Below are 21,525 nucleotides of genomic sequence, written 5' to 3' on the forward strand. Positions count from 1 at the left end.
ACAACACTCAGTCATGACTATGGACGGGTCCACAAAGCGAAGGCTGATGCTCGGCTTCCTGACCAACTGGGTAGGGAAACTCTCCACTACCGTGATTCAGTTCGTTCAGATTCCGGTCTTCCTCCACTTCTGGAGCGTACCGCTCTATGGCGAATGGATGATCGTCAACTCCATCCCTGCGTATCTCAGCTTCAGCAACGCCGGCTTCGGCTCGGTTGCGGGCAATGAGATGACCATGTTGGTGGCGCGCGATGACCGTGCCGCTGCGCTCCGCGTCTTCCAGAGCTGCTGGTGGCTTATTGCCCTCATCTGCACGGCGACGATCGTCCTGCTCTCGGGAACCCTCTACTATCTTCCTGCCTCCCGCCTGCTAAGGCTCACCACGCTGGGGGAGTCCGATACCAAGTGGATCATCTTCTACCTTGGGGTCTCCGTGCTGCTCGGTCAGTTGGAGCAACTGCTGCAGTCGGCCTACCGGGCAGTTGGCCGTTATCCCTACGGCACCTTCCTCAAGAATATGTTTTCCCTGTTCGCCTTTGGCTGCATGATCGGTGCGGTCACGCTGGGCGCGGGAGCACGTACGACGGCGTTGGTCTTTGCCTCGGTCAACGTGGCCATCACCCTATTTTTCTGCATTTTGGTGCGCCGCGACATTCCCTGGATTGAGTACGGGTGGCAACATGCCAGCTTCGCCGAGATTCGCAAGCTGGCCCGTCCGGCCTTCGCCTTTATGGGATTTCCCCTGGGCAATGCCCTCAGCCTTCAGGGCAGCCTGCTTGCTGTCGGCTATGCGCTGGGGCCCACCGAGGTGGTTATCTTCAGCACGGCCCGCACCGTCTCGCGGGTTGCGCTGCAGATGGTCCAGATGGTCAACAACACCTTCGAGCCCGAGATGTCGATCGCCTTCGGGGCGGGAAACTATGAGCTGACTCGCACGCTCCTCCGCCGCGCCTGCCAGCTGGCCCTTATCGTGGCGCTGGTGCTGGTTCTGGTGATGCTGAGCTTCGGGCCGTGGTTCCTGGTTCACTGGACGGGTGGCCACGTGCCGCCGAGCCGGCCGCTGCTCAGCATTCTTCTCGTCATCGTCGTTCTGTACGCCCTGTGGTCCACCTGCGGCACCCTGATGACCTCCACCAATCAGCATCAGCGGCTTGCCACCTACTACATTCTCGGCACTAGTGTCGCCTGCGTCCTGTGCTACGTGCTGGCGGGAGCCTACGGCCTCTATGGAGCGGCTGCCTCGCTCCTGATCTCCGAGATCGTCATGAACCTGTACGTTGTGCCTGCCTGCCTGCGGATCGCTCGCGATACCCTGCCGGCTTTCCTGGCCAGCATGCTCCACTATCCGCCGTCGCTGCGACCGGCCTCGCTTCTTGCCCGAATCCGCCGTTCCAGACCCGGCTTTGAAAGCTAATAAAAAACTTCTCTCGGTTATAACGTGAGTTATAATAAACGCATGGAGATGCGCCATGGCTAACGCAGTAAAAATTACCACAATCGGCAATTCAGTCGGAATCGTTCTGCCTAAGGAGATTCTCGCTAAGTTGAACGTAGAAAAGGGCGATAGCCTGTATTTCCTTGACACTCCTGACGGCATTAAACTCACTGCATACGATCAGAATTTTGCTGATGAGATGGAGTCTGCGAGACGAATCATGCGAAAGAATCGTGATGTCCTCAGGAAGTTAGCGGAGTAATGGAAGAGCCACTTTGGATTTCAAAAAAAGCCGTGCTTGCGATGCATCAGGAGCAACTCGCCGAGCACGGCGGCTCGGATGGCATCCGCGACGAAACTTTGCTTGACTCCGCGCTCGCCAAGCCGCGAAACGTCTTAGCGTATGCGGATGCACCCGATATTTTTCGTCTCGCCGCCTCCAATGCCTTTGGAATCGCACGCAATCACGCATTTGTCGACGGCAACAAACGCACCCCCCTGGTGGTTTCGCTGACATTTTTAGATCGAAACGGCTGGGACCTGGAAGCCTCCAAAGAAGACGTCTACTTCACCTTTCTGCACCTAGCCGACGGCTCCCTGAGCGAGGACGAGCTGACCGCCTGGTTCGCCAAACATGCTGTTCTCTTGGAGAGATGACCAATTTTCAGAGCACTACCCCTGGATACAGGAATAAGCATGGTCAGATTGTCATCTCCCGGACTGGATTTCCTTCGGAGTCCTTCCCCGGCCAGACCATCTACCACTTGCGTTGCAGCCATTGCCACCATGACTATGGTTCTGCCGGGAAAGATATTCACCTGCGCCGTTGTCCAAGTCACCAGAACGGCATGAAGGGCGAGCCACTTCGCACGGCTCCGCCGAATCTTTTTTCCTCGGAATGCGTCTAACTATTGTGGTATCCTGTGATTCGCTGGGGAAGTGTGCCTTCGAATGCCCAGACCCTCTATAGGGTCAATCGGGCTTGCCAACGCGGTCTAAACCGCAATCTGCTCCCTGCCCATTACGTTACAACCAAGGGACAAGTCCGCCTGAATATCACAATTACTACCAGCGGCATCCCAATTATCAGAATCTTTTGCAGGAGTGCGCACAGCCGTGGCTGAAGAAATCGACAAGTACGAAGACGATATAGACAAGCTCATCGACACCGGGAAAGAGAAGGGATATCTCACCTATGGCGAGGTCAACGACCTGCTGCCTGGAGATATTACCACCCCCGACGATCTCGATGACCTTCTCACCACCATCAACACGCAGGGCATCGACGTGCTCTCGGGGGAAGAGCGCGCCAGTGGCCGCGACAAGTACGAACCTGAGGCCGGCGAAGAGTCCGACGACGTAGAGCTCGACTTGTCGCCCGGCACGCTCGAGAAGACCAACGACCCTGTCCGTATGTACCTCCGCGAGATGGGCACCGTTCCCCTGCTTACCCGTGAGGGCGAAGTCGAGATCGCCAAGCGCATTGAACGCGGCCAGCTTCGCGTCATGAAGGCTATTTCGCGCTCGCCTATTGTCATTCGCGAGATCGTCGGGCTCGGCGAAGACCTGCGCCGCGGTGTTCGCAACATCAAGGAAGTCGTTACCTTCGATGAAGAAGAGCTTACGGAAGAGATTTTGCAGGCTCGCGTCCGCGCCACTGCCGGCCGTATCGACGTCATCGTCAAGCACCAGAAGAAGCTCCACGCCCTCGAAGAAAAGCTCGAAGCGCCTGCGGGCAAAGACGCCAAGGCCAAGGCCAGGGAGACCCGTAAGACCCGCTGGCTTATCGGCCGCGAACACGTTTATATCAACCGTATTGTTCGCGAGCTGAAGTACACGAATGGCGAAAAGAAGCGCCTGCTCGACAAGGTCAACAAGACCGTTGACGCCATGCGCACCCTCGAGCGCCAGATCAAGACCCTTGAGGCCAAGCACGAGGCCTCGAAGTCCGAAGAGCTGCGCAAGGAGTATCGCCGCCAGCAGAAGAACTGCCGCACCGATCTCGAACGTGTCGAAGCCGATGCAGGCATCTCGCTGGTCGATCTGAAGCGCACGCAGCGCGAGATGATCCAGGGAGACATGGACGCTGAGCGCGCCAAGCGGGAGCTCATCGAGGCCAATCTTCGCCTCGTTGTTTCGATCGCGAAGAAGTACACGAACCGCGGCCTACAGTTCCTCGACCTCATTCAGGAGGGCAATATCGGCCTCATGAAGGCTGTTGATAAGTTTGAGTACCGTCGTGGTTACAAATTCTCGACCTACGCCACGTGGTGGATCCGTCAGGCCATTACCCGCGCCATTGCGGACCAGGCTCGCACCATCCGCATACCGGTCCACATGATCGAGACAATCAACAAGCTCATCCGCACCTCGCGTCAACTGGTGCAGGAGCTTGGCCGCGAGGCGTCGTCGGAAGAGATCGCCCGCCGTATGGACATCCCTGTCGCGAAGGTCCGCAAGGTTCTGAAGATCGCGCAGGAGCCCATCTCGCTTGAGACTCCTATCGGAGAAGAAGAAGACTCGCACCTTGGAGACTTCATCGAAGACCGCATGGCCGTCTCACCGGCGGACGCTGTCATCAGCGTCAACCTGAAGGAGTACACCTCGCAGGTGCTGCGCACCCTGACTCCGCGCGAAGAGCGTGTGATCAAGATGCGGTTCGGCCTCGAAGACGGTTCCGAGCATACGCTCGAAGAGGTTGGCCAGTCCTTCCAGGTCACCCGCGAGCGTATCCGTCAGATAGAGGCCAAGGCACTCCGCAAGCTCCGTCACCCCAGCCGCAGCCGCAAGCTGAAGGCCTTCGTCGACGGCGTCAAGGATATGTAACAACCCTCAGGCAAGGAAAACTTAGCGGGCGACGGCGTGAGCTGCCGCCCGTTTTACTTTGCATACCGCCTCCGAAGTAGCAGCCGTTCCATAGGGATCATCTGCGATGATGGTTATCAACACGGAGGATCTCCCCGCCGCATGACACTCCCCTTGTCGGAGCCTAACCGTCTTCCTTACTGGCTGCGTCGCCTCTGGCCCATCTACTGTTTTCTTGCCGCCCTCGTAACCTTCGGCTACGCGCTCTACGATCCCTACCAGATCGATGGCGACGCCGTCTCCTACATGGACATCGGGGACCTCATCCGCGCTCACAATTGGCACGGCGTCGTCAACGGCTACTGGAACCCACTCTATCCTGCTGCTCTCGCCCTCGGCCACGTCGTCTTCCACGCCACTCGCTTCACCGAGCTTCACGCCTACTACATGGTTAACTTCGGCGTGTTCCTGCTGGAGATGCTGGCCATCGTCGCTTTCACAGACGCTCTTATCCAACTTCGCGACCTCCGCGAAGACTCGACGGCTTCACCAAACGCCGGATCATTCCTTCCTGCATCTTTTGTTTTAGACCGCTACACCCTGCGCTACCTCGGTGTAGGACTACTTGTCATCTCGACCCAGCGCGAACTCAGCATGGGCAAGGTTCGTCCTGATGCGCTCCTTCAGGCCTTCCTGCTTCTCGGCCTGGCCGCGCTGTTGAAACATCTCGCATCGAGCCAGCTGCGTTACGCCGCGCTGATGGGCATCTTCCTCGGCCTTGCTTACCTCACCAAATCCTTCGCCTTCCTGTTCACTCTCCTCTGCATCATTGCGCTGATTCTCTTTCGCGCTTTCTGGCAGCGGCATTCTGCCAGCAGGATCGCAGCGGCAAGTCTTCTCGCATTGGTCTGCTTCTTGGTGATTGCGGGTCCATTTATTGCCGCGCTCTCCAGGCAAAAGGGACGCTTCGACTTCGGGGACTCCGGCACTCTCAACTACGCGTGGTTCATCAGCGGCACAGAAAAGATGCATCTCCAGCCTAACCAGACGTCACTCTTCGGTGCATCTGAGGTTCATCTCAAACATCCAGAAAAACAGTTACTCCAATCGCCGGGCATCTTCAGCTATCGTCAGCTTCCCTATGGCACCTATCCCGACTGGTTCGACAACTCGTTCTGGAACGACCAGGTGAAGGCGCACATGAACCCGCGCATCGAGATCGTCGTTGTGGGCCAGTGCATCGTGCGCATTATTCGGTACATTGCGAATCACCCCGAGGCTTGGCTCCTTCTCGTTCTTCTTCTGCTTATGGGAGGGTGCCTGTCCCGAGACTGGCAACCCTCCTCCAATGCTTTCTGGGTCGCACCATTTCTGCTCGGCCTTGGTGTCCTCGGCATCTACGGCATGGTGAACATCGAGGATCGCTACATCACCGTCGGCCTTCTCGCGATCCTGTTGCCTCTCTTCGCGGCACTCCGTCTTTCGACTGGCGTTGAAGCATCTGCCACGCGCACCGCAGCCTCGGCAGCCGTGGTTCTGCTTGCGATTTTGGCTGTCGGCGAGTCCGCTCGGACGGTCGGAGAGCTTCGTCGGGAACTCCCCTTCGCCGGGCTGCCTGCCGGGTGGTACAGCCCCAGCATCTTCGGGGCTGCCCACGCACTCAATGACATGGGCGTAGGCCCTGGCGATACCGTCGCGTGCATCGGAACCACCGCCTGCCTCTACGATCCTTATTGGGCGCGACTGGCTGGTGTCCGCGTCCTCACCGAGATCTATGTGCCAACCACGCCTCTCTATCCCTCCTTTGCTGCTATGCCCAACCGCGACGAGGCCATCGACGTCGTGCGTCGTCAGGGCGACAAGGTACTCATTGGCTACTTCACCCCTGGCCTCATGACCGGCACGAATCCGATCTCGGCGGGCTGGCATGAGCTGGACAGCTCCCCTTTTTACGTTCTTCCTCTTAACCTTCCTACGGCGACTACTACGGAAAACCTTCACCCCTGACGCCGCTAGTCCCATATCATCACTCTGGTACATGCAAACAATGAGCGATCTGACGGTAACTATCCTTATGCCATGTCTTAACGAGGCAGAGACGCTCGCCTTCTGCGTTCGCCAGGCGGTCGCCGCTCTCCGCGATAACAACGTTGCCGGCGAGGTTGTCGTCGCCGACAATGGCAGCACCGACGGCTCACAAAAGATCGCCACCGATGAAGGTGCTCGCGTCGTCAATGTGCCCACTCGCGGCTACGGGGCAGCACTCATCGCCGGGATTGAGGCTGCCCGCGGCAAGTACATCCTGATGGCCGACGCCGACGCCAGCTACCACTTCGAACATCTTCCCCGCTTCCTGCCAAAGCTCGACGAAGGCTACGACCTCGTCATGGGCAACCGCTTCTCGGGCACCATTGAGCCCGGAGCCATGCCGCCGCTTCATCGCTACCTCGGCAATCCGGTTCTCTCCTCGATCGGTCGCATCTTCTTCCGCATCCCGGTTCGCGACTTCCATTGCGGACTGCGCGCCTTCCGCCGCGATCCCATCCTCGCACTCAACCTGCGCACTACAGGCATGGAGTTCGCCTCGGAGATGGTGGTAAAGTCCTCCCTCGCCGGTCTCCGTATGACGGAGGTTCCCACCACACTCTCGCCCGATGGGCGCAGCCGCCCGCCTCACCTGCGATCCTGGCGCGATGGCTGGCGTCATCTTCGCTTTCTTCTTCTCTTCAGCCCCCGGTGGCTCTTTTTGATTCCAGGCGTCGTCACCTTCTTCGTCGGGATCATCCTTTCGCTCTGGCTCATTCCAGGCCCACAGACCGTGGGGCGATGGACCTTCGACGTCGACACTCTTACCTATGCGCTCGGCCTCGTTCTTATCGGAGCTCACATCTCCGTCTTCGCGGTCAGCGCGCGGGTCTTCGGCACGCAGGAGGGATTTCTGCCGCCGAATCCAAAGTTCGAGCGCATCTTTAATTACATTAATCTCGAAGTGGGGTTGCTGTTTGGAGCTGTACTTCTACTGGCTGGTCTCGGAATTCTTGGCTATGCCATCCACATCTGGCACAGTGCGGGATTCGGAAACCTCTCGCCCCAGCGCATGTTGCGTCTCACTCTGCCTTCGGCGACCTGTTTCATGCTGGGGGTGGAAGCGATATTCGGCAGCTTCTTTCTTAGTCTGCTTGGAATGAACCGCCGATAGAAATAAAACTTGTTTGCATGCAACGCGAGATGCCCCCGCACTTCTTCGCGCGTGTATTCGTACAACCATCGAGGGATATCTTGCGGATTTCGCGGGAGCCTACCGTACATTGTGCGGAACTTCCGCCGAGGTCGCGTGTTTGTACGGAGGGTAAAGAGCGAATGGCTGGTTGAGATTTCAGGCTATTCAACAACTTGAGTGCCGCGGCCAAGGTGCCGTGAGGCCAACCAAAGGATGGATGTATGAGATTGACTAACTTAGTCCGTAAGTTTGTGGTGGGCGCGGCTCTTGCGCTTTTGCCCGCAGCGTCTTTTGCAGGAGTCTTTATTTCGGTGGGCATTGCGCCGCCGGTGTTGCCGGTTTATACGCAGCCGATCTGTCCCGGCGATGGATATCTTTGGAATCCCGGCTATTGGGCGTATGGCGATGAGGGCTACTACTGGGTCCCTGGTGTTTGGGTTCGGCCGCCGCAGGTTGGACTGCTGTGGACGCCGGGCTACTGGGGATGGGGCGGTGGGGCTTACCTCTTCCACGCTGGTTACTGGGGGCCGCACGTGGGCTTCTACGGTGGCGTGAACTATGGATTCGGTTATGGCGGCGTTGGTTTTGGCGGCGGCCGCTGGGTTGGCAACAGCTTTGCGTATAACACCGCGGTCGTCAATGTGAATCGGACGGTGATCCACAATACGTATATCGACAATACGGTGATCAACCACACGACGGTCTACAACCGTACGAGCTTCAATGGCGGGACCGGTGGCATCCAGGCTCGTCCTTCGGCGCAGGAGGCTGGGTTCGCACGGGAGAACCACATTGCACCGACGGGGGAGCAGCAGAGTCATATGCAGATGGCACATGCTGACCGCAGCAACTTCGCGTCGGTCAATGGCGGTCATCCTCAGAATGCAGCGTTCTCGCGGCCTGGCGTGCGTGCTGCGAACCAGCAGCAGCGTATTGGGCAGGGTGTGCAGTCCGGTCAGCTTACCGCTCATGAGACGGGCAACCTGGAGCACAGGGAGGCGAGCATCAATCATCAGGCTGCGGCTGACCGTGCTGCAAACGGCGGACATCTGACCGCGCAGGAGCATCAGCAGATCAACCAGCGGCAGAATAACGTCAGCAGATCGATCTACAACGACAAGCACAACGCGAACACGCAGGAGCATCCGCATGCAGAGGCACACGAGCGGAAGTAGTTTGTAGCGACGAAGAGGAAGTGGTCGGCGGATATTTAGCCGGCCGCTTTTTTGTGCGCCTAGAATCTTAAGGATGGTAGGTGAACAGCGGGACAGAGTCGTTGTGGTGCTGGTACGGGCGCGCAATCCGAACAACATCGGAGCGGTTGCGAGGGCGATGCACGACTTTGGCTTTCGCCATCTGCGGATTGTGAATGAGTATGCGGTGCCGTTTGAGACGGCGCGATCGGCGGTGGATGCGTCTGGGGTGCTGGCAGGGGCCGAGGCGTGTGTCAGCGTTGCCGAGGCGGTCGCGGATTGCACGGTGGTGGTGGGGACGACGGCAGTGGGGGAGCGTACGCTGCAGCATCCTTTGCACGCGCTTGCCGATGCTGGAGAGAAGATTGGTTTAGCGTTGGCGGGTAGGGGACGGGTCGCGGTGCTGTTTGGCTCGGAGAAGACAGGGCTTAGCAACGAGGAGCTGAGCCACTGTCATTGGCTGCTGACGATTCCGATGGAGGAGCAGAAGGAGATCCGGCATCCTTCGATGAATCTTGGGCAGGCGGTGGCGGTTTGCTTGTATGAGTTAGTGCGGGGGAAGGGTTCGGTTGCCGGGGGTGGGGCGGATGAGGCGCCTAACGTAATCGAGATGGAGCGGCTGATGGCTCTGTTGACCGAGGTGCTGGAGACGACTGGATATACGAAGCGGCATCCTGCGAACTGCGATGAGGCTCAGATTCGGCGGCTGGTTTTGCGGATGGGGGTGACGGCGAGTGATGTGCCGGTGTGGATGGGGATCTTGCGGCAGGTGTTGTGGCGGGTGCGTGGTTAGAAGACGGACATTATCCTTTGCGCATGAAGTTCATGTAGGTTGAACGATGTGAGATATCAGGAGGCGGCAGGCATGGTCGTGCGTAAGACGGCTGCAGTAGCGGCATTGGTTGGATCTTTGACGGTAAGCGGATGGACGCAGGGGAAACAGTTGACGACCGAAGACTACGCACAAGCGGAGAAGTTTATGGGGTACAACGTGAACTCGCTGGTGTATCACGGCGTGGCGCGGCCTACGTGGATGGCGGATGGACGTTTCTGGTATCGCGACAATGGGCCGGACGGGATCACGTTTATCGTGGTCGATCCGACGAAGGGCACGAAGGCGCCTGCGTTCGATCAGGCGAAGCTTGCGGCAGCGTTGACGAGTGCGACGGACGGCAAGATGAAGGCGGATGCGTGGCATCTGATGATCTCCGAGATTGAGTTTTCAAATGGAGACAAGACGGTTGTCGTGGGGAGTGGTTCGCGGAAGTTTCGTTGCGACCTGAGCGGCGCGGGTGTTTGCACAGAGGTTGTCGCGGCTGGCGGGGAGCAGGCGGCAAACAAGATTCACGGAGTTCTTGCACCGGATAAGACGAAGGAAGCGTTTATCCGCGACTGGAATCTTTGGGTGCGCGATGTGGCTACGGGCAAGGAGACTCAGCTGACCACCGATGGAGTGAAGGACTATGGGTACGCGACCGATAACGCCGGTTGGACGATGAGCGATAACGCGGTCCTGGTGTGGTCACCTGATGGAAAGATGATTGCTACGTTTCAGCAGGACCAGAGGAAGACGGGCGAAATGTATATGGTTCCGGTGACGAATGGTCATCCGGAGTTGAAGGTATGGAAGTATCCGCTGGTGGGGGACAAAGATGTAACGATGATCGAGCGCGTGATCATCGATATGCCAGGTGACGGAAAGGCGGCGAAGGTGATTCGGTTGAAGATGCCGCCGGATCAGCACCGGTCTACCCTGTGCGATGACATTAGCTGCCGCGGAGGGAGCGGATGGGATGATGTGCAGTGGAGCGCAGATGGTAAGACACTGGCGTTTGTTTCGACGTCGCGAGATCACAAGCAGGAGTGGATGAGGATCGCGGATGCTTCGACTGGCGAAGTGCTGGATGTGATGGGCGAGACTGCGACGAAGTTCTTCGAGAGTGGCAATGACAAGGTGAACTGGAAGTATCTTTCGAAGACAAACGAGCTGTTGTGGTTCAGCGAGCGAGACGGCTGGGGGCAGATGTATTTGTACGATGCCGCGACGGGCAATTTGAAGAATAAGATTACGCGTGGCGATGGGAATGTGACCCAGGTGCTACAGGTAGATGAGAAGACGCGCACGATTTATTTTCTTGGGGTGGGCAAGGAGCCTGGGCGCGACCCCTATTTTTCACACTTCTATAGCGTGAAGTTTGATGGGAAGGATATGAAGCTGCTGACGCCGGAGAATGCGGATCATGCGGTGACGGTGTCGCAGGATGGGAGGTACTTTGTCGATGTGTACTCGACCGCGACCGAGCCACAGACGGCGGTGGTGCGGGATGAGAGCGGCAAAGTTGTAGTCGAGGTGGCGAAGCAGGATATCTCGAAGCTGGTGGCTTATGGATGGGTGCCGCCGGTGCCGATTGTGGTGAAGGCGCGGGATGGGAAGACGGACTTGTACGGTTACATGTTCAAGCCGACGAACATCGATGCGTCGAAGAAGTATCCGATTGTGAATAGTGTTTATCCGGGGCCGCAGACGGGATCATGTGGTGGGCGCGGCTTTTCGGCGGCACATCGGGATTGGCAGTCGCTGGCGGAGCTTGGGTTTGTTGTCGTGTGCATCGATGGGATGGGAACGCCGTTTCGGTCGAAGGCGTTTCATGAGTTTTACTTCGGCGACCTGGGGGACAATACGATTCCGGATCAGGTGGCGGGGATGAAGGAGCTGGCGGCTAAGCATCCGTGGATCGATATCGATAAGGTGGGGATGTATGGGCACTCGGGCGGCGGGAATGCTACGGCTGCGGCGATGTTTCATTACCCGGACTTCTTCAAGGTTGGGATTGCGGAGAGTGGGAATCACGACCAGAGGGACTATGAGGATGACTGGGCGGAGAAATGGAACGGGCTGCTGGTGAAGAATGCCGACGGGACGACGAACTATGACAGCCAGGCGAATCAGTATGTGGCGAAGAATCTGAAGGGGCATCTGCTGCTGGCGCACGGTTCGACGGACAACAATGTGCCGCTGAATAACACGCTGCTGGTCGTGGACGCGCTGATCAAGGCGAATAAGGACTTTGATCTGCTGATTATTCCAAATGTCGCGCATGGGTATGGCGAGGCAAGTCAGTACATGACCCGGCGACGGTGGGATTATTTCGTGAAGAATCTTGCGGGGAATATACCGCCGCATGAGTACGAGATGAAGTCATATGCTGCGGCGATGACGGCGATACGCAGCGGTCCGCGTGATGCGGAGGATGATCAGTAGAGGCGATAAGTGCGAATGGGCCGGTAGAGGGAGATTCTCTGCCGGCCCATTATTTGTTGCGCGATTATTCGACGATCTTGCCGTCGTTGCTCGAAGCGGTGCTGGCGGACTTCGCTGAGGAGACCTGCCAACCGTTGCTGGTGTTTGTGAGGGTGGCCTGGGCGTTTTGAGGGGCTGCCAGTTCGGTCTGGAGTTGTGGGTAGGCGTTTTGGGTCTCGGGGGCGGTGGCCCAGGCGGCCGCGTCGGGGATGTTGTAGTGGTAGGAGACCTGAGTCGTGGCGCCGGGGTCGCTGGTGGTGGGGGTGGAGCTGTCGATGCTGGAGACTTTGCGATGGCCGTAGCAGAAGTTTCCGTAGCCAGGTTGGGTGGTGTCGGCGGTCCAGGCGGCGCGGCCCTTGTCGGAGAGGTCGTAGTTGTTGACCTGCTTGCTGGCGATGATGAGGACTTTCTTTTCAGCGGTAGTGCGGACGAGGAGGCCCTGATCGACGAGGGCGTCGTAGTTGGAGGTCTTGCTGTTGTTGGAGGTGTCAGCCTGCACTGGGAATTTGACGGGGTCGGACCAGAGACAGGCGGGGTGGGCGGAGTAGTAGCTATTGATGGCGCTGGTGTAGTTGAGGGTGTTGTCGGCTTTTTTGTTGCAGCTGGTGGCGAGGAAGGCAACTGCGCTGCAGAGGGCTGTGGTGCGGATGGTAGTGCGGATGGTTTGGCTCTTCATTCAAAGGTCTCCTTACTTCATCTCTTTGCTTGGCATTGTTTCAATGCGTTCAATTAGGTGGGATGCAGGAGAGGGTGCTGAGGTCTTCTGAGGAATTGGTTGCCTGTGTGGTGAGAAGTTATAGCCAGCCTTTGGTGCGGGCGATGCGAGCGGCGTCGACGCGATTGGAGGCACCCAGCTTGGCGATGGCTTCGGAGAGGTAGTTGCGAACGGTACCTTCGGAGAGGTGAAGTTCAGTGGCTATCTCGGTGCTGCTGCGGCCGTCGCCAGCGCGCTGGAGGATCTGGCGTTCGCGGTCGGTGAGGGGATCGAGTTCGGCGTTCCAGGCTTCGGCGGCGAGTGCGGGGTCGACGACACGCATACCTCGATGGACGCGGCGAACGGCGTCGGCGAGCTCTTTGGCGGGGCGATCTTTGAGGAGGTAGCCGCGGGCTCCGGCGTCGAGTGCCCGGCGCAGGTAGCCGGGACGGGCGAAGGTGGTGAGGATGATGGTCCGGACGCTGGGGTGGTTGGTGCGCAGGTTTGCGGCTAGTTCGAGGCCAGTCATGTGGGGCATCTCGATATCGGTGACGAGGACGTCGGGTTTCATGCGGCCTACGGCTTCGAAGGCGTCGCGGCCGTTCGCGGTGGTGGCGATGACGGAGATGTCGGCTTCGAGCTCGAGAAGGGCGGAGAGAGCGCCCAACACCATGGCCTGATCTTCGGCGAGGATGACGCGAATGGATGGACTCATACGACCACGCTGGGGGCTTGTATAGAGTCCGGTGTTGACTCCGGGAGCTCGATGAGAAGGGAGACGCCGGGGTTGGTTGTGATGGAGAGGCGGCCTCCGAGAGACTGGACGCGCTCGCGCATTCCGCGGAGACCGTTGCCTTCGCAGAGCTTGGGGTGAGCGCCGTTATCGGCGATGAGGAGAGAGTGGTAGCCATCGTCAGATCGTGTGAAGCGCATGCTGCAGTGGGTGGCCTGGGCGTGGCGCACGATGTTAGTTACAGCTTCGCGGACGGCGAGACAGAGGACGGTCTCTTCGGTTGCGTTGAGTTGTGGGACGGGGGATTCGCAGGCCAGGGCTACGCCTGCGGCTTGCAGGGTGTTGCGGGCTTGCTCCATCTCGGCGGTGAGTCCACGGGAGCGATAGCCGCCGATGGCTTCACGGACTTCGGAGAGAGCGGTGCGCGCCGTTCGTTCGACGTCGGCCATCTCCTTGGCTGCGCGTTGCGGATCGAGTTCGACGAGGCGGCCGGCGAGCTCGGATTTTAAGACGATGACGGAGAGGGTATGGCCGAGAACGTCATGGAGGTCGCGGGCAATGCGTTCGCGTTCGGCGACGGCTGCCAATGCGACATTTTCTTCCTGCGCCTTGCGGAGCTTGCACTCGGCGCGTCTCTGTTCGGCGAAGAGGATGTTGCCGCCCCCGATGAGGAGGAGAAGAAAGATAGCAACAAAGACATTGGGCCAGCCGATGTAAAGGAGGTGGCCACGGGTGTTGAAGAGATAACCTTCAGCAACGATGAAGAGCGATTCGACGAAGAAGAGTGAGAGGATGCGGCGAGTGGATTTGAGAACGAATGGCAGAAAGGCTGCGGTGTAGACGAAGAAGGTGGATCCGCCACCGTTCCACGGAAAGGTTGCGAGGCCTAGGAGAAATGTAGCGGCGATCAACCAGTAGCGAGTTGGTCTACCCTCATTCTTAGGGCTGACATAGGCGGCGAAGATGGCTACAAAGAGTGCGAAAACGGTGAGGGTGCCAGCCCATAGGTGACGGCTGGGCTCAAGGATCGGATCGATAAAGAGAAAGCTGGAGTAGGCGAGCCAGAGCCAGGCCATATTCCGTTCATGCTTCTTCGAGATGACGTCGGGAGATTTCATTAGTTGTCCAGTTCAATGAGTTTGCCGTCCTGCAGATTGCGGTAATGAGTCAGTCGGATGGGTCATTGAAAACGGTTGGATGGTTGGGCTGATAGAGGCCGATCTTGCCTCCTCCAGGAAGTTGAACGCTGACGATCGAACCCCATCTTTCTTCCTTGACTTGCGAACACTTGACGGCTTTTTCGGTGAGCGCCGAGATCTCCGCACTGAGATCGTTACAAATGAAATAGAGTTCGTGCCGGTCATTCGCTTCGGCTGGATGAACGGCGATCTCAGCGGGAGGCAGCGCGAAGATCAGCCATCCATGACCGGCGTCCACGGAGGCGAGCCCGAGGATGTCGCGCAGGAAGGCGCGGTCGGCGGATGCATCGGTGCTGTATACGACTACGTGTGCGCCAAAGATCATCGGCGTGCCCTTCTCGTCTGATGCGGAAAGTGTACCGCGTTGCTGGTTATGCGTTCTGCTCTTTTCGATGGAAGAGGAGACGGCTGATTCCGAGCATCAAGAGGGTGAAGCCGATGAGGGCGTTCCAGTGGGTGATGAGCGACATGGTGTCGTTGTAGTGGAAGATGCTGAGCATGAGTTGAGAGAGGTGATAGGTGGGTAGAAGAGGCGCGATGCCCTGCAGCCAGTGGGGCAGGAACTTGATGGGAATCCAGAGGCCGCTGAGGAAGGACATGGGGAGATAGATGAGGTTGATGATGCCGGGGGCGGCGTTTGCTGGAACGATAAGGGCGAGGAGGAGGCCCATGCTGGCGAAGCTGATGGAGCCGCAGATCGTCATGCCGAGCATCTCGGCGAGTTCGATCGGGGAGAGGTGGACGTCTCCGAAGGCGATGCCGATAAGGGAGAGGATGGTGACGATGATGAGGCCGAAGGCGACTGCGGCAGCGCACTTGGCGAAGAGATAGGCGGAGACGGGCATGGGGCTTGCGCGTTTGAGCTCGAGCCAGCCGGCGGCGAGATCGGAGGAGAGGCCGACCCCGATGCCGAAGAGCGCCGAGCCGATGAGGCCGAAGCAGGCATAGCCGGCGAGCATGTACTTGGCCATGTGAACGCTGCCGTCGAAGGAGTGGCGATTGGCGAGGCCGAAGATGATGTAGAACATGACGGGAAAGCCAATGGTTGCGAGTGAGAAGGAACGGGTGCGGAGGAGTTTTACGAACTCGTACTTTGATTCTTTGCGGCAGATGTCGGGGACGTTGGTTGTGGCGGGCTGGAGGATGGCGGCGGGGTACATTGGAGTCTCCTTGTTTCGATGTAGTGCGGGGCGAAGGACGAACTGCAAATACAGGGATCCTTCGCTTCGCTCAGGATGACAGGTTTTTAATTTTTTGTGAGCGCGAGGAAGGCATCTTCGAGGGCTGGACTTGCGATCTCGAGGCCGCTGAGGGATTCGTCGCGCAGAAGCATCTCGCGGACTACGTTTTCTGCGTTGACTGCGGTGACGGTGGTTGCTTCTCCGTTGCGCTCGACGCTGGTTACGGTGGGAAGGGATTGCAGTAGTTCGCTGGGAAGACTTGTGCGGCAGCGGATTCTGCGACCACCGCTGTTGCGTTTGATCTCTGCGGGCGTGCCTTCGCAGATGACGCGGCCTTTGTTGATGACGATGATGCGATCAGCGAGGGCGTCCGCCTCTTCGAGGTAGTGCGTGGTGAGCAGGACAGTTTTTCCGAGCGCGGAGAGGATACGGATTTCTGCCCAGAGGCCGCGGCGGGCCTCGATGTCCATGCCGACGGTGGGTTCGTCGAGGAAGATGAGGGAGGGGTTGCCGCAGAGGGCGAGGGCGAAGAGGACGCGCTGCTTCTGACCGCCGCTGAGCTGGCCGAAGAGACGGTCTTCGATGCCATGGAGCTGGGCGATGCGGAGAATGTCGGGCATGGGCAGAGGGTTGGGGTAGTAGCTGCGGAAGAGGTCGAGGTGTTCGCGGACTTTGAGCATCTCGGTGATGCGCGAGATCTGAAGCATGGCGCCGACGCGGGTGCGGGTGGCGGCTTCTCGGGGATCGCTGCCGAAGACACGGGTGGAGCCGGAGGTGGGAGCGATGAGGCCGAGGAGGAGCTTGATGGCGGTGGATTTGCCCGCGCCGTTGGGGCCGAGGAGCGCGACGATCTCGCCGGGATGCAGGGCGAGGTTTAAACGGTCGAGCGCGAGTGCGTTGCCGTAGCGTTTGGTGACGCCGGTGAGGTTGGCGATGGGCTGTTTCGACGCAATTTGAGGTCCGTTGGTGGGCCGGGCTTCGGTCTCGTAGGCGATGGCGGTCAGCGGCATGATCGGTCTCCTGTGTTGGATTACAGGACGATGATGCGATGGATTGCGCGGCGATAGTAGTGTGGGACGTCAGGAGTTGGAGGTGACAGATGTCATGTTCTGGGTGGCGAGGAGAGTACCTGAGATGGGCTGAGGCTCTGTTCGTGGAGGGTGCGAATGGCGTTTGGCGAGGCGACGCCGTGTTCCTGCGGAGGAGAGGAGTGTGGCAGAGAAGGCTGCTGACAGTTCTAGGCGTTGGCGTGTGGTAGAAATGGGCAATGGAAGCCGCTACCGACCGTCCCGCGTGGAAGACCTTGTTGGCTTTCGCGATTATCTATTTTGTGTGGGGATCGACGTTTCTTGCGATTCGCATCGGCGTGCATGAGGTTCCTCCTTTTCTGTTTGCGGCGATGCGGTTTATTGTTGCGGGGCTTGTGCTGTTTGGGTGGATGATCGCGAAGGGAGAACGCTTGCCCGATAGACGGCAGTGGGGATCTATATCGCTGATTGCTCTGCTGATCTTCGTGTTCGACTATGGACTTTTGTTTTGGGCGGAGCAGCGTGTGCCTTCGGGGATTGCGGCAGTGATGATGGCGACGATTCCTGTATTTATGGCTCTGTCGGAGATTGTGTTTCTGCGAACGCAGAGGCTTACGGTTCGTCTGGCGTTTGCGCTGCTGATCGGCGTTGGTGGGGTGGCGGTTTTGATGAGCCACTCGCTGAATCTTGGTGGGGCTGCGATTGAGACTACTGGCGCGGCGGCGCTGATTGTGGGATCACTGAGTTGGGCAGTGGCTTCGGTGCTGTCGCGTGTGCTGCCGCTGCCGGAGTTGAAGGTGATGAGCTCGGGTGCGCAGATGCTTACCGGCGGATTACTGCTCGCTGTTGTGGCGGCTGGGTTGGGGGAGTTTCGCGGGTTTCATCCGGGGAGCGTCTCGCGTGGGGCTTGGTTTGCTTTGCTGTACCTGATTGTTGCGGGATCCATTGTTGGGTTTACGGCTTATGTCTGGCTGATTCACCATGAGTCGCCAACGAAGGTTGGGACTTATGCTTATGTGAATCCGGTGGTGGCGGTGGTACTGGGATATTTTTTGGGTGGCGAAGGGCTTGGACTGCGGACTGTTTTGGGGACTGCGTTTGTTTTGGTCAGCGTGGTGTTGATCACTACGGCTAAGAAGCAGGAGTGGGCGGCGGGTGCGGTTGAACTCGAGAGTTGATTTCGACCAGTTAAGTGCTCAAAGGCGTGCTGCGCGCACGGCGCGATCTGCCATCGAGGCTGACGCGCCTTCGGCGCGTTTCTTTTGGTGATCGTTTCGGCTACATGTAGTCGACGCCGTACTGGACTGGGATCTGGGTGAAGGCGATGCGGGTGGGCGCGGATTCGCGGGCGGGAAGCATGCCGGCGAAGTGGAGCGTGGTGTGGCCGTACTTCAGGTTGAGCTTGTCCATGGTGGCGGAGAGGTCGGCGCGGTTGTTGGGGTCGGCGAAGAGCTCGGGTTGATGTTCGTCTTCGGGGATGAGGTTGCGGAGGGTGACGCCGACGAAGAAGGGCTTGGTGAAGTGCCCGCCTTGGGGGCGCTGGGCCCAGACGCCTCGTAGGGCTTCCAGGAGGGTGAGGGTGTCCTGGCACTCGCGGAAGCGAGCCTCCATCGCCCATCCGGAGTGCTTGATGCCGCTGGTGTGGCGCTTCGATTTGATGTGCGCCGTCTGCTCTTTCGTGAGGGCGAAGCGGATGGAGACGGTGAGGGAGTTGGTGTAGAACTTCTCCATTCGCAGGCGCATGGCGGCTTTGTGCAGGAGTTTGTGCGCGACGGCCCAGGAGCCTTCGTGGGAGCGAAATTCGGGTGCGAGGACGTGGGAGTGGCCAAGAGACTTCTGGATGCCGGTGGAAACGGGAGCGCCGTCGTCGCCGGTGTTGGCACCACGGAGCCAGTGGTAGAGGCGGTCGCCCCAGACGGAGTCCCAGAGCTTGTGCATGCCGTTGCGGTCGAGGGCGAGGAGCTGCTCCATGGTGGTGATGCCCTTGGCGTTGAGGCGGACTTCGGTGCGTGCGCCTACGCCGGGGAGATCGCGGAGGTCGAGGTGCGCGATGGCTCTCGGCAGTTGCGATGGTAAAAGTCCAATCAACCCGTCGGGCTTCTGCATGTCGCTGGCGATCTTTGCGAGGTAGCGGTTGGGCGCCATGCCGATGGAGCAGCGGAGGGCTTCGCCTACGTTCTTGTAGATGGACTGCTTGATCTCGAGGGCGATCTTGCGGGCGCGTGGCGGCTCCTGCTCGCGGCCGATGAGCTCGCAGACCATCTCGTCGATGGAGGGGGTGTGGGAGACGGGGCAGGCGAGTTCGACGGCCTGGGCGATCTCGTGGGAGTACTTCGCGTAATCGGCGTGGTTGCCGGCGATGAGGATGATGTCGGGACAGATTTTTTTTGCTTCGCCTACCTGGGTGCCGGTTTTGATGCCGAGGGCTTTGGCCTCGTAGCTGGCAGCGATGCAGGAGGTGGTGTCGGCCATAGTGGGGACCACTGCCAGGGGACGGCCGCGATATTCGGGGTGCAGCTGCTGCTCAACCGACGCGAAGAAGCTGTTGAGGTCGATGTGGAGGAAGTGAAAGCGGTCGGGTTGGAGGGGGGCGGACACGGCTCGTACTGGAAATTATATTCGCCTTTTATTTGCTTTTCGCGCGTTGCCTTGGATGATGTCGTAGGTGATGCCGAAGGGGTCGCGGAAGTAGAGGGAGTTCTGGTCTTCGCGGAGGATCTCGCAGCCGTTCTCCAGCAGGGATTGCTTTGCGGCGCTGATGTCTTCGACCGTGAAGCTGGGGATGGGCGGCTGGGTGTTCAGGTCGCGGTTGACGTACAGGAGGAAGTGGCCGGTGTCGTATTCGAGGGAGCCGTCGGACCGGGTCAACAGCTTGAACTTCATCACGTTGGTGTAGAAGTTTTCGGCTGCCGTAATGTCTTCAAGATGGATGGCGACGCAGTTGTTGGATCGGAACATTTCGGCACCTCCTGCAGCGTTTGATGTTGATTGTAGGCGCGGCTGGAGCGCGGAGACATGGAATGCTATGAAAGTGGCAGGACTGTTACCGTGGTGCGCTGCTAGAATTCGGTTCTATGGCAGCAGCCGAGCATCCCGTTCAAGCAGACGTTCCTGTGGCGAAGTCCCTCAATCATCAACGCAAACTGGCAGAGCTTGCCGCTCGCCACGCCATCGCCGAAGAGGGCGGGGGCGAGGAGCGGCGGGAGCGCGAGCGTAAATCAGGCAAGCTTTCGGCGAGGGAGCGGATCGAATTTCTGCTGGATGAGGGCACGTTCGAGGAGACGGATAAATTCGTCACGCACCGTGCTACAGACTTTGGCATGGCCGAGCAGCGTGTTCCCGGCGATGGATTCATTACCGGCTACGGGCGGGTGCATGGGCGCGTGGTGTTCGTGTTTGCGCAGGACTTTACGGTGTTTGGTGGGTCGCTGTCGGAGGCGAATGCCGCGAAGATCGTGAAGATTATGGATATGGCGATGCGCGTGGGCGCGCCGGTGGTTGGACTGAATGACTCGGGTGGCGCGCGCATTCAGGAGGGCGTGGTTTCGCTGGCCGGGTATACGGATATCTTTTTGCGGAACACGCTGGCGAGCGGCGTTGTGCCGCAGATCTCGGCTATTCTGGGGCCTTGTGCGGGTGGCGCGGTGTACTCGCCGGCGATTACTGACTTTACGGTGATGACCGAGAAGACGAGCTACATGTTCGTGACCGGGCCGGACGTGATCAAGACAGTGACGCACGAGGATGTGACCAAGGAGGCGCTCGGGGGGGCGGTGACGCATAACGAGATCTCGGGCGTGGCGCACTTTATGGCGCATGACGACCAGGAGTGCCTGGCTACGGTGCGGGAGCTGTTGAGCTTTCTGCCGTCGAACAATCTCGACGACGCGCCAAGAAGGCCGACGCAGGATGATCCGGCGCGTGCGGATGCTGCACTCGACACGATTATTCCTGAGGAGAGCAACCAGCCGTACGACATGGTGGATGTGATCTCGCGTGTGGTGGATGATGGCTACTTCTTTCAGGTGCAGGAGCACTTTGCGAGAAATTTTGTGGTGGGTTTCGCGCGCATGGCTGGGCGGCCAGTGGGGATTGTTGCGAATCAGCCGGCGTTTCTTGCGGGGGTGTTGGATATCAATGCGAGTGTGAAGGGCGCGCGGTTTGTGCGGTTCTGCGATGCGTTCAATATTCCGCTGATCACGTTTGAAGATGTGCCCGGGTTTATGCCGGGGATTCAGCAGGAGCATGGCGGCATTATTCGTCATGGAGCGAAGTTGCTATATGCGTTCGCGGAGGCTACGGTTCCGAAGCTTACGGTGATTACGCGCAAGGCCTATGGCGGGGCGTACTGCGTGATGAGCTCGAAGCATCTGCGAACGGACTTGAACCTGGCGTGGCCTACGGCGGAGATCGCGGTGATGGGGCCTGAGGGTGCGGTGAATATAGTTTACAAGCGTGAACTTGATTTGACCGTGCGTCGGGCTGAGGCGATGTGGCCGCAGGGAAAGGCGTTTACCGAAGAGGAGAAGCTCGCGGTTCTCGCTGAGGCTCGCAAGGATAAAGTGGAGGAGTTTCGTGAGCGGTTTGCGAATCCCTATGTTGCGGCAGAGCGGGGATACATCGATGCTGTGATCAGGCCTAGTGAGACGCGTCGACGGCTGAACTCCGCTCTGGACATGCTGGCGACCAAGCGGGATAAGAACCCTGCCAAGAAGCATGGCAACATTCCGTTGTGA

Annotated in this window: 19 protein-coding genes; 11 read left to right on the forward strand and 8 right to left on the reverse strand. The window is 58.9% G+C overall.

Annotation, left to right across the window (positions count from 1 at the left end; genetic code table 11):
* Nucleotides 1–13: 13 nt before the first annotated feature.
* The 9 genes from HDF09_RS16150 to HDF09_RS16190 all read left to right on the forward strand — a co-directional run bounded on the left by HDF09_RS16150 (nucleotide 14) and on the right by HDF09_RS16190 (nucleotide 11,915).
* A complete protein-coding gene (locus HDF09_RS16150) occupies nucleotides 14–1,414 on the forward strand; it encodes a lipopolysaccharide biosynthesis protein (RefSeq protein ID WP_183768195.1) in 1,401 nt (466 codons plus the stop codon).
* Nucleotides 1,415–1,469: 55 nt separating this feature from the next.
* Complete coding sequence (locus tag HDF09_RS16155) at nucleotides 1,470–1,697, forward strand: AbrB/MazE/SpoVT family DNA-binding domain-containing protein (RefSeq protein WP_183768197.1); 228 nt, start codon at nucleotides 1,470–1,472, stop codon at nucleotides 1,695–1,697.
* A complete protein-coding gene (locus HDF09_RS16160; RefSeq protein ID WP_183768199.1) occupies nucleotides 1,697–2,092 on the forward strand; it encodes a type II toxin-antitoxin system death-on-curing family toxin in 396 nt (131 codons plus the stop codon). The genes HDF09_RS16155 and HDF09_RS16160 overlap by 1 nt, the downstream gene beginning before the upstream one ends.
* Before the next feature lie 459 nt (nucleotides 2,093–2,551).
* Nucleotides 2,552–4,261, forward strand: a complete 1,710-nt coding sequence (gene rpoD, locus HDF09_RS21175) for an RNA polymerase sigma factor RpoD (protein WP_183768201.1) — start codon at nucleotides 2,552–2,554, stop codon at nucleotides 4,259–4,261.
* Nucleotides 4,262–4,402: 141 nt separating this feature from the next.
* Nucleotides 4,403–6,247 carry a glycosyltransferase family 39 protein gene (locus HDF09_RS16170; RefSeq protein WP_183768203.1) on the forward strand — a complete coding sequence of 615 codons (1,845 nt, stop codon included), beginning with the start codon at nucleotides 4,403–4,405 and terminating at the stop codon, nucleotides 6,245–6,247.
* A 67-nt stretch (nucleotides 6,248–6,314) separates the two neighbouring features.
* Entirely contained in the window at nucleotides 6,315–7,439 is a 1,125-nt protein-coding gene (locus tag HDF09_RS16175; protein WP_260181385.1) for a glycosyltransferase family 2 protein, read from the forward strand.
* 242 nt (nucleotides 7,440–7,681) lie between these two features.
* Nucleotides 7,682–8,635, forward strand: coding sequence for a YXWGXW repeat-containing protein (locus HDF09_RS16180; RefSeq protein WP_183768207.1), 954 nt, complete (start codon nucleotides 7,682–7,684; stop codon nucleotides 8,633–8,635).
* A 73-nt stretch (nucleotides 8,636–8,708) separates the two neighbouring features.
* Nucleotides 8,709–9,446, forward strand: coding sequence for an RNA methyltransferase (locus HDF09_RS16185; RefSeq protein WP_183768209.1), 738 nt, complete (start codon nucleotides 8,709–8,711; stop codon nucleotides 9,444–9,446).
* 72 nt (nucleotides 9,447–9,518) lie between these two features.
* Nucleotides 9,519–11,915, forward strand: coding sequence for a S9 family peptidase (locus HDF09_RS16190; RefSeq protein ID WP_183768211.1), 2,397 nt, complete (start codon nucleotides 9,519–9,521; stop codon nucleotides 11,913–11,915).
* A 64-nt stretch (nucleotides 11,916–11,979) separates the two neighbouring features.
* Here the strand turns inward: HDF09_RS16190 and HDF09_RS16195 are convergent, their stop codons facing one another.
* The 6 genes from HDF09_RS16195 to HDF09_RS16220 all read right to left on the reverse strand — a co-directional run bounded on the left by HDF09_RS16195 (nucleotide 11,980) and on the right by HDF09_RS16220 (nucleotide 16,771).
* Entirely contained in the window at nucleotides 11,980–12,630 is a 651-nt protein-coding gene (locus HDF09_RS16195; protein ID WP_221270181.1) for a hypothetical protein, read from the reverse strand.
* A 118-nt stretch (nucleotides 12,631–12,748) separates the two neighbouring features.
* Nucleotides 12,749–13,363: a response regulator transcription factor gene (locus HDF09_RS16200; RefSeq protein WP_183768212.1), complete on the reverse strand. Its 615-nt coding sequence runs from the start codon at nucleotides 13,361–13,363 to the stop codon at nucleotides 12,749–12,751.
* Nucleotides 13,360–14,499, reverse strand: coding sequence for a sensor histidine kinase (locus HDF09_RS16205; protein WP_183768214.1), 1,140 nt, complete (start codon nucleotides 14,497–14,499; stop codon nucleotides 13,360–13,362). Before HDF09_RS16205 ends, HDF09_RS16200 begins: the two co-directional genes overlap by 4 nt.
* A 49-nt stretch (nucleotides 14,500–14,548) precedes the next feature.
* The gene (locus tag HDF09_RS16210; RefSeq protein WP_183768216.1) at nucleotides 14,549–14,905 is read right to left on the reverse strand and encodes a VOC family protein; all 357 of its coding nucleotides are present in this window, start codon (nucleotides 14,903–14,905) and stop codon (nucleotides 14,549–14,551) included.
* Between the two features lie 46 nt (nucleotides 14,906–14,951).
* Nucleotides 14,952–15,740: an ABC transporter permease gene (locus tag HDF09_RS16215; protein WP_183768218.1), complete on the reverse strand. Its 789-nt coding sequence runs from the start codon at nucleotides 15,738–15,740 to the stop codon at nucleotides 14,952–14,954.
* Between the two features lie 86 nt (nucleotides 15,741–15,826).
* On the reverse strand, nucleotides 15,827–16,771 hold the full coding sequence (locus HDF09_RS16220) for an ABC transporter ATP-binding protein (protein WP_183768220.1): 945 nt from the start codon (nucleotides 16,769–16,771) through the stop codon (nucleotides 15,827–15,829).
* Nucleotides 16,772–17,028: 257 nt separating this feature from the next.
* On the opposite strand from HDF09_RS16220, the gene HDF09_RS16225 reads away from it, so the two are divergent.
* The gene (locus tag HDF09_RS16225) at nucleotides 17,029–17,967 is read left to right on the forward strand and encodes an EamA family transporter (protein ID WP_183768222.1); all 939 of its coding nucleotides are present in this window, start codon (nucleotides 17,029–17,031) and stop codon (nucleotides 17,965–17,967) included.
* 100 nt (nucleotides 17,968–18,067) lie between these two features.
* Here HDF09_RS16225 and HDF09_RS16230 read toward each other — a convergent pair whose 3' ends face one another.
* Both HDF09_RS16230 and HDF09_RS16235 read right to left on the reverse strand, forming a co-directional pair.
* Nucleotides 18,068–19,387: a DNA polymerase Y family protein gene (locus HDF09_RS16230; protein ID WP_183768224.1), complete on the reverse strand. Its 1,320-nt coding sequence runs from the start codon at nucleotides 19,385–19,387 to the stop codon at nucleotides 18,068–18,070.
* A gap of 15 nt (nucleotides 19,388–19,402) precedes the next feature.
* Nucleotides 19,403–19,747 carry a VOC family protein gene (locus tag HDF09_RS16235; protein ID WP_183768226.1) on the reverse strand — a complete coding sequence of 115 codons (345 nt, stop codon included), beginning with the start codon at nucleotides 19,745–19,747 and terminating at the stop codon, nucleotides 19,403–19,405.
* A 116-nt stretch (nucleotides 19,748–19,863) separates the two neighbouring features.
* Here HDF09_RS16235 and HDF09_RS16240 point away from each other — a divergent pair, with 116 nt between their 5' ends.
* Nucleotides 19,864–21,525: an acyl-CoA carboxylase subunit beta gene (locus tag HDF09_RS16240; RefSeq protein ID WP_183768228.1), complete on the forward strand. Its 1,662-nt coding sequence runs from the start codon at nucleotides 19,864–19,866 to the stop codon at nucleotides 21,523–21,525.

Origin of the sequence: Edaphobacter lichenicola, from assembly GCF_014201315.1 — a bacterium.
GTDB lineage: Bacteria > Acidobacteriota > Terriglobia > Terriglobales > Acidobacteriaceae > Edaphobacter > Edaphobacter lichenicola_B.

What these genes read in the sequence shown, in the direction of transcription:
- HDF09_RS16175 (WP_260181385.1), top strand. Translation starts at nt 6,315, where the DNA reads ATGCCATGTCTTAACGAGGCAGAGACGCTCGCCTTCTGCGTTCGCCAG.
- HDF09_RS16160 (WP_183768199.1), top strand. Translation starts at nt 1,697, where the DNA reads ATGGAAGAGCCACTTTGGATTTCAAAAAAAGCCGTGCTTGCGATGCAT.
- HDF09_RS16180 (WP_183768207.1), top strand. Translation starts at nt 7,682, where the DNA reads ATGAGATTGACTAACTTAGTCCGTAAGTTTGTGGTGGGCGCGGCTCTT.
- HDF09_RS16210 (WP_183768216.1), bottom strand. Translation starts at nt 14,905, where the DNA reads ATGATCTTTGGCGCACACGTAGTCGTATACAGCACCGATGCATCCGCC.
- HDF09_RS16225 (WP_183768222.1), top strand. Translation starts at nt 17,029, where the DNA reads ATGGAAGCCGCTACCGACCGTCCCGCGTGGAAGACCTTGTTGGCTTTC.
- HDF09_RS16190 (WP_183768211.1), top strand. Translation starts at nt 9,519, where the DNA reads ATGGTCGTGCGTAAGACGGCTGCAGTAGCGGCATTGGTTGGATCTTTG.
- HDF09_RS16185 (WP_183768209.1), top strand. Translation starts at nt 8,709, where the DNA reads ATGGTAGGTGAACAGCGGGACAGAGTCGTTGTGGTGCTGGTACGGGCG.
- HDF09_RS16235 (WP_183768226.1), bottom strand. Translation starts at nt 19,747, where the DNA reads ATGTTCCGATCCAACAACTGCGTCGCCATCCATCTTGAAGACATTACG.
- HDF09_RS16240 (WP_183768228.1), top strand. Translation starts at nt 19,864, where the DNA reads ATGGCAGCAGCCGAGCATCCCGTTCAAGCAGACGTTCCTGTGGCGAAG.
- HDF09_RS16150 (WP_183768195.1), top strand. Translation starts at nt 14, where the DNA reads ATGACTATGGACGGGTCCACAAAGCGAAGGCTGATGCTCGGCTTCCTG.
- HDF09_RS16200 (WP_183768212.1), bottom strand. Translation starts at nt 13,363, where the DNA reads ATGAGTCCATCCATTCGCGTCATCCTCGCCGAAGATCAGGCCATGGTG.
- HDF09_RS16215 (WP_183768218.1), bottom strand. Translation starts at nt 15,740, where the DNA reads ATGTACCCCGCCGCCATCCTCCAGCCCGCCACAACCAACGTCCCCGAC.
- HDF09_RS16195 (WP_221270181.1), bottom strand. Translation starts at nt 12,630, where the DNA reads ATGAAGAGCCAAACCATCCGCACTACCATCCGCACCACAGCCCTCTGC.
- HDF09_RS16205 (WP_183768214.1), bottom strand. Translation starts at nt 14,499, where the DNA reads ATGAAATCTCCCGACGTCATCTCGAAGAAGCATGAACGGAATATGGCC.
- HDF09_RS16155 (WP_183768197.1), top strand. Translation starts at nt 1,470, where the DNA reads ATGGCTAACGCAGTAAAAATTACCACAATCGGCAATTCAGTCGGAATC.
- HDF09_RS16220 (WP_183768220.1), bottom strand. Translation starts at nt 16,771, where the DNA reads ATGCCGCTGACCGCCATCGCCTACGAGACCGAAGCCCGGCCCACCAAC.
- HDF09_RS16170 (WP_183768203.1), top strand. Translation starts at nt 4,403, where the DNA reads ATGACACTCCCCTTGTCGGAGCCTAACCGTCTTCCTTACTGGCTGCGT.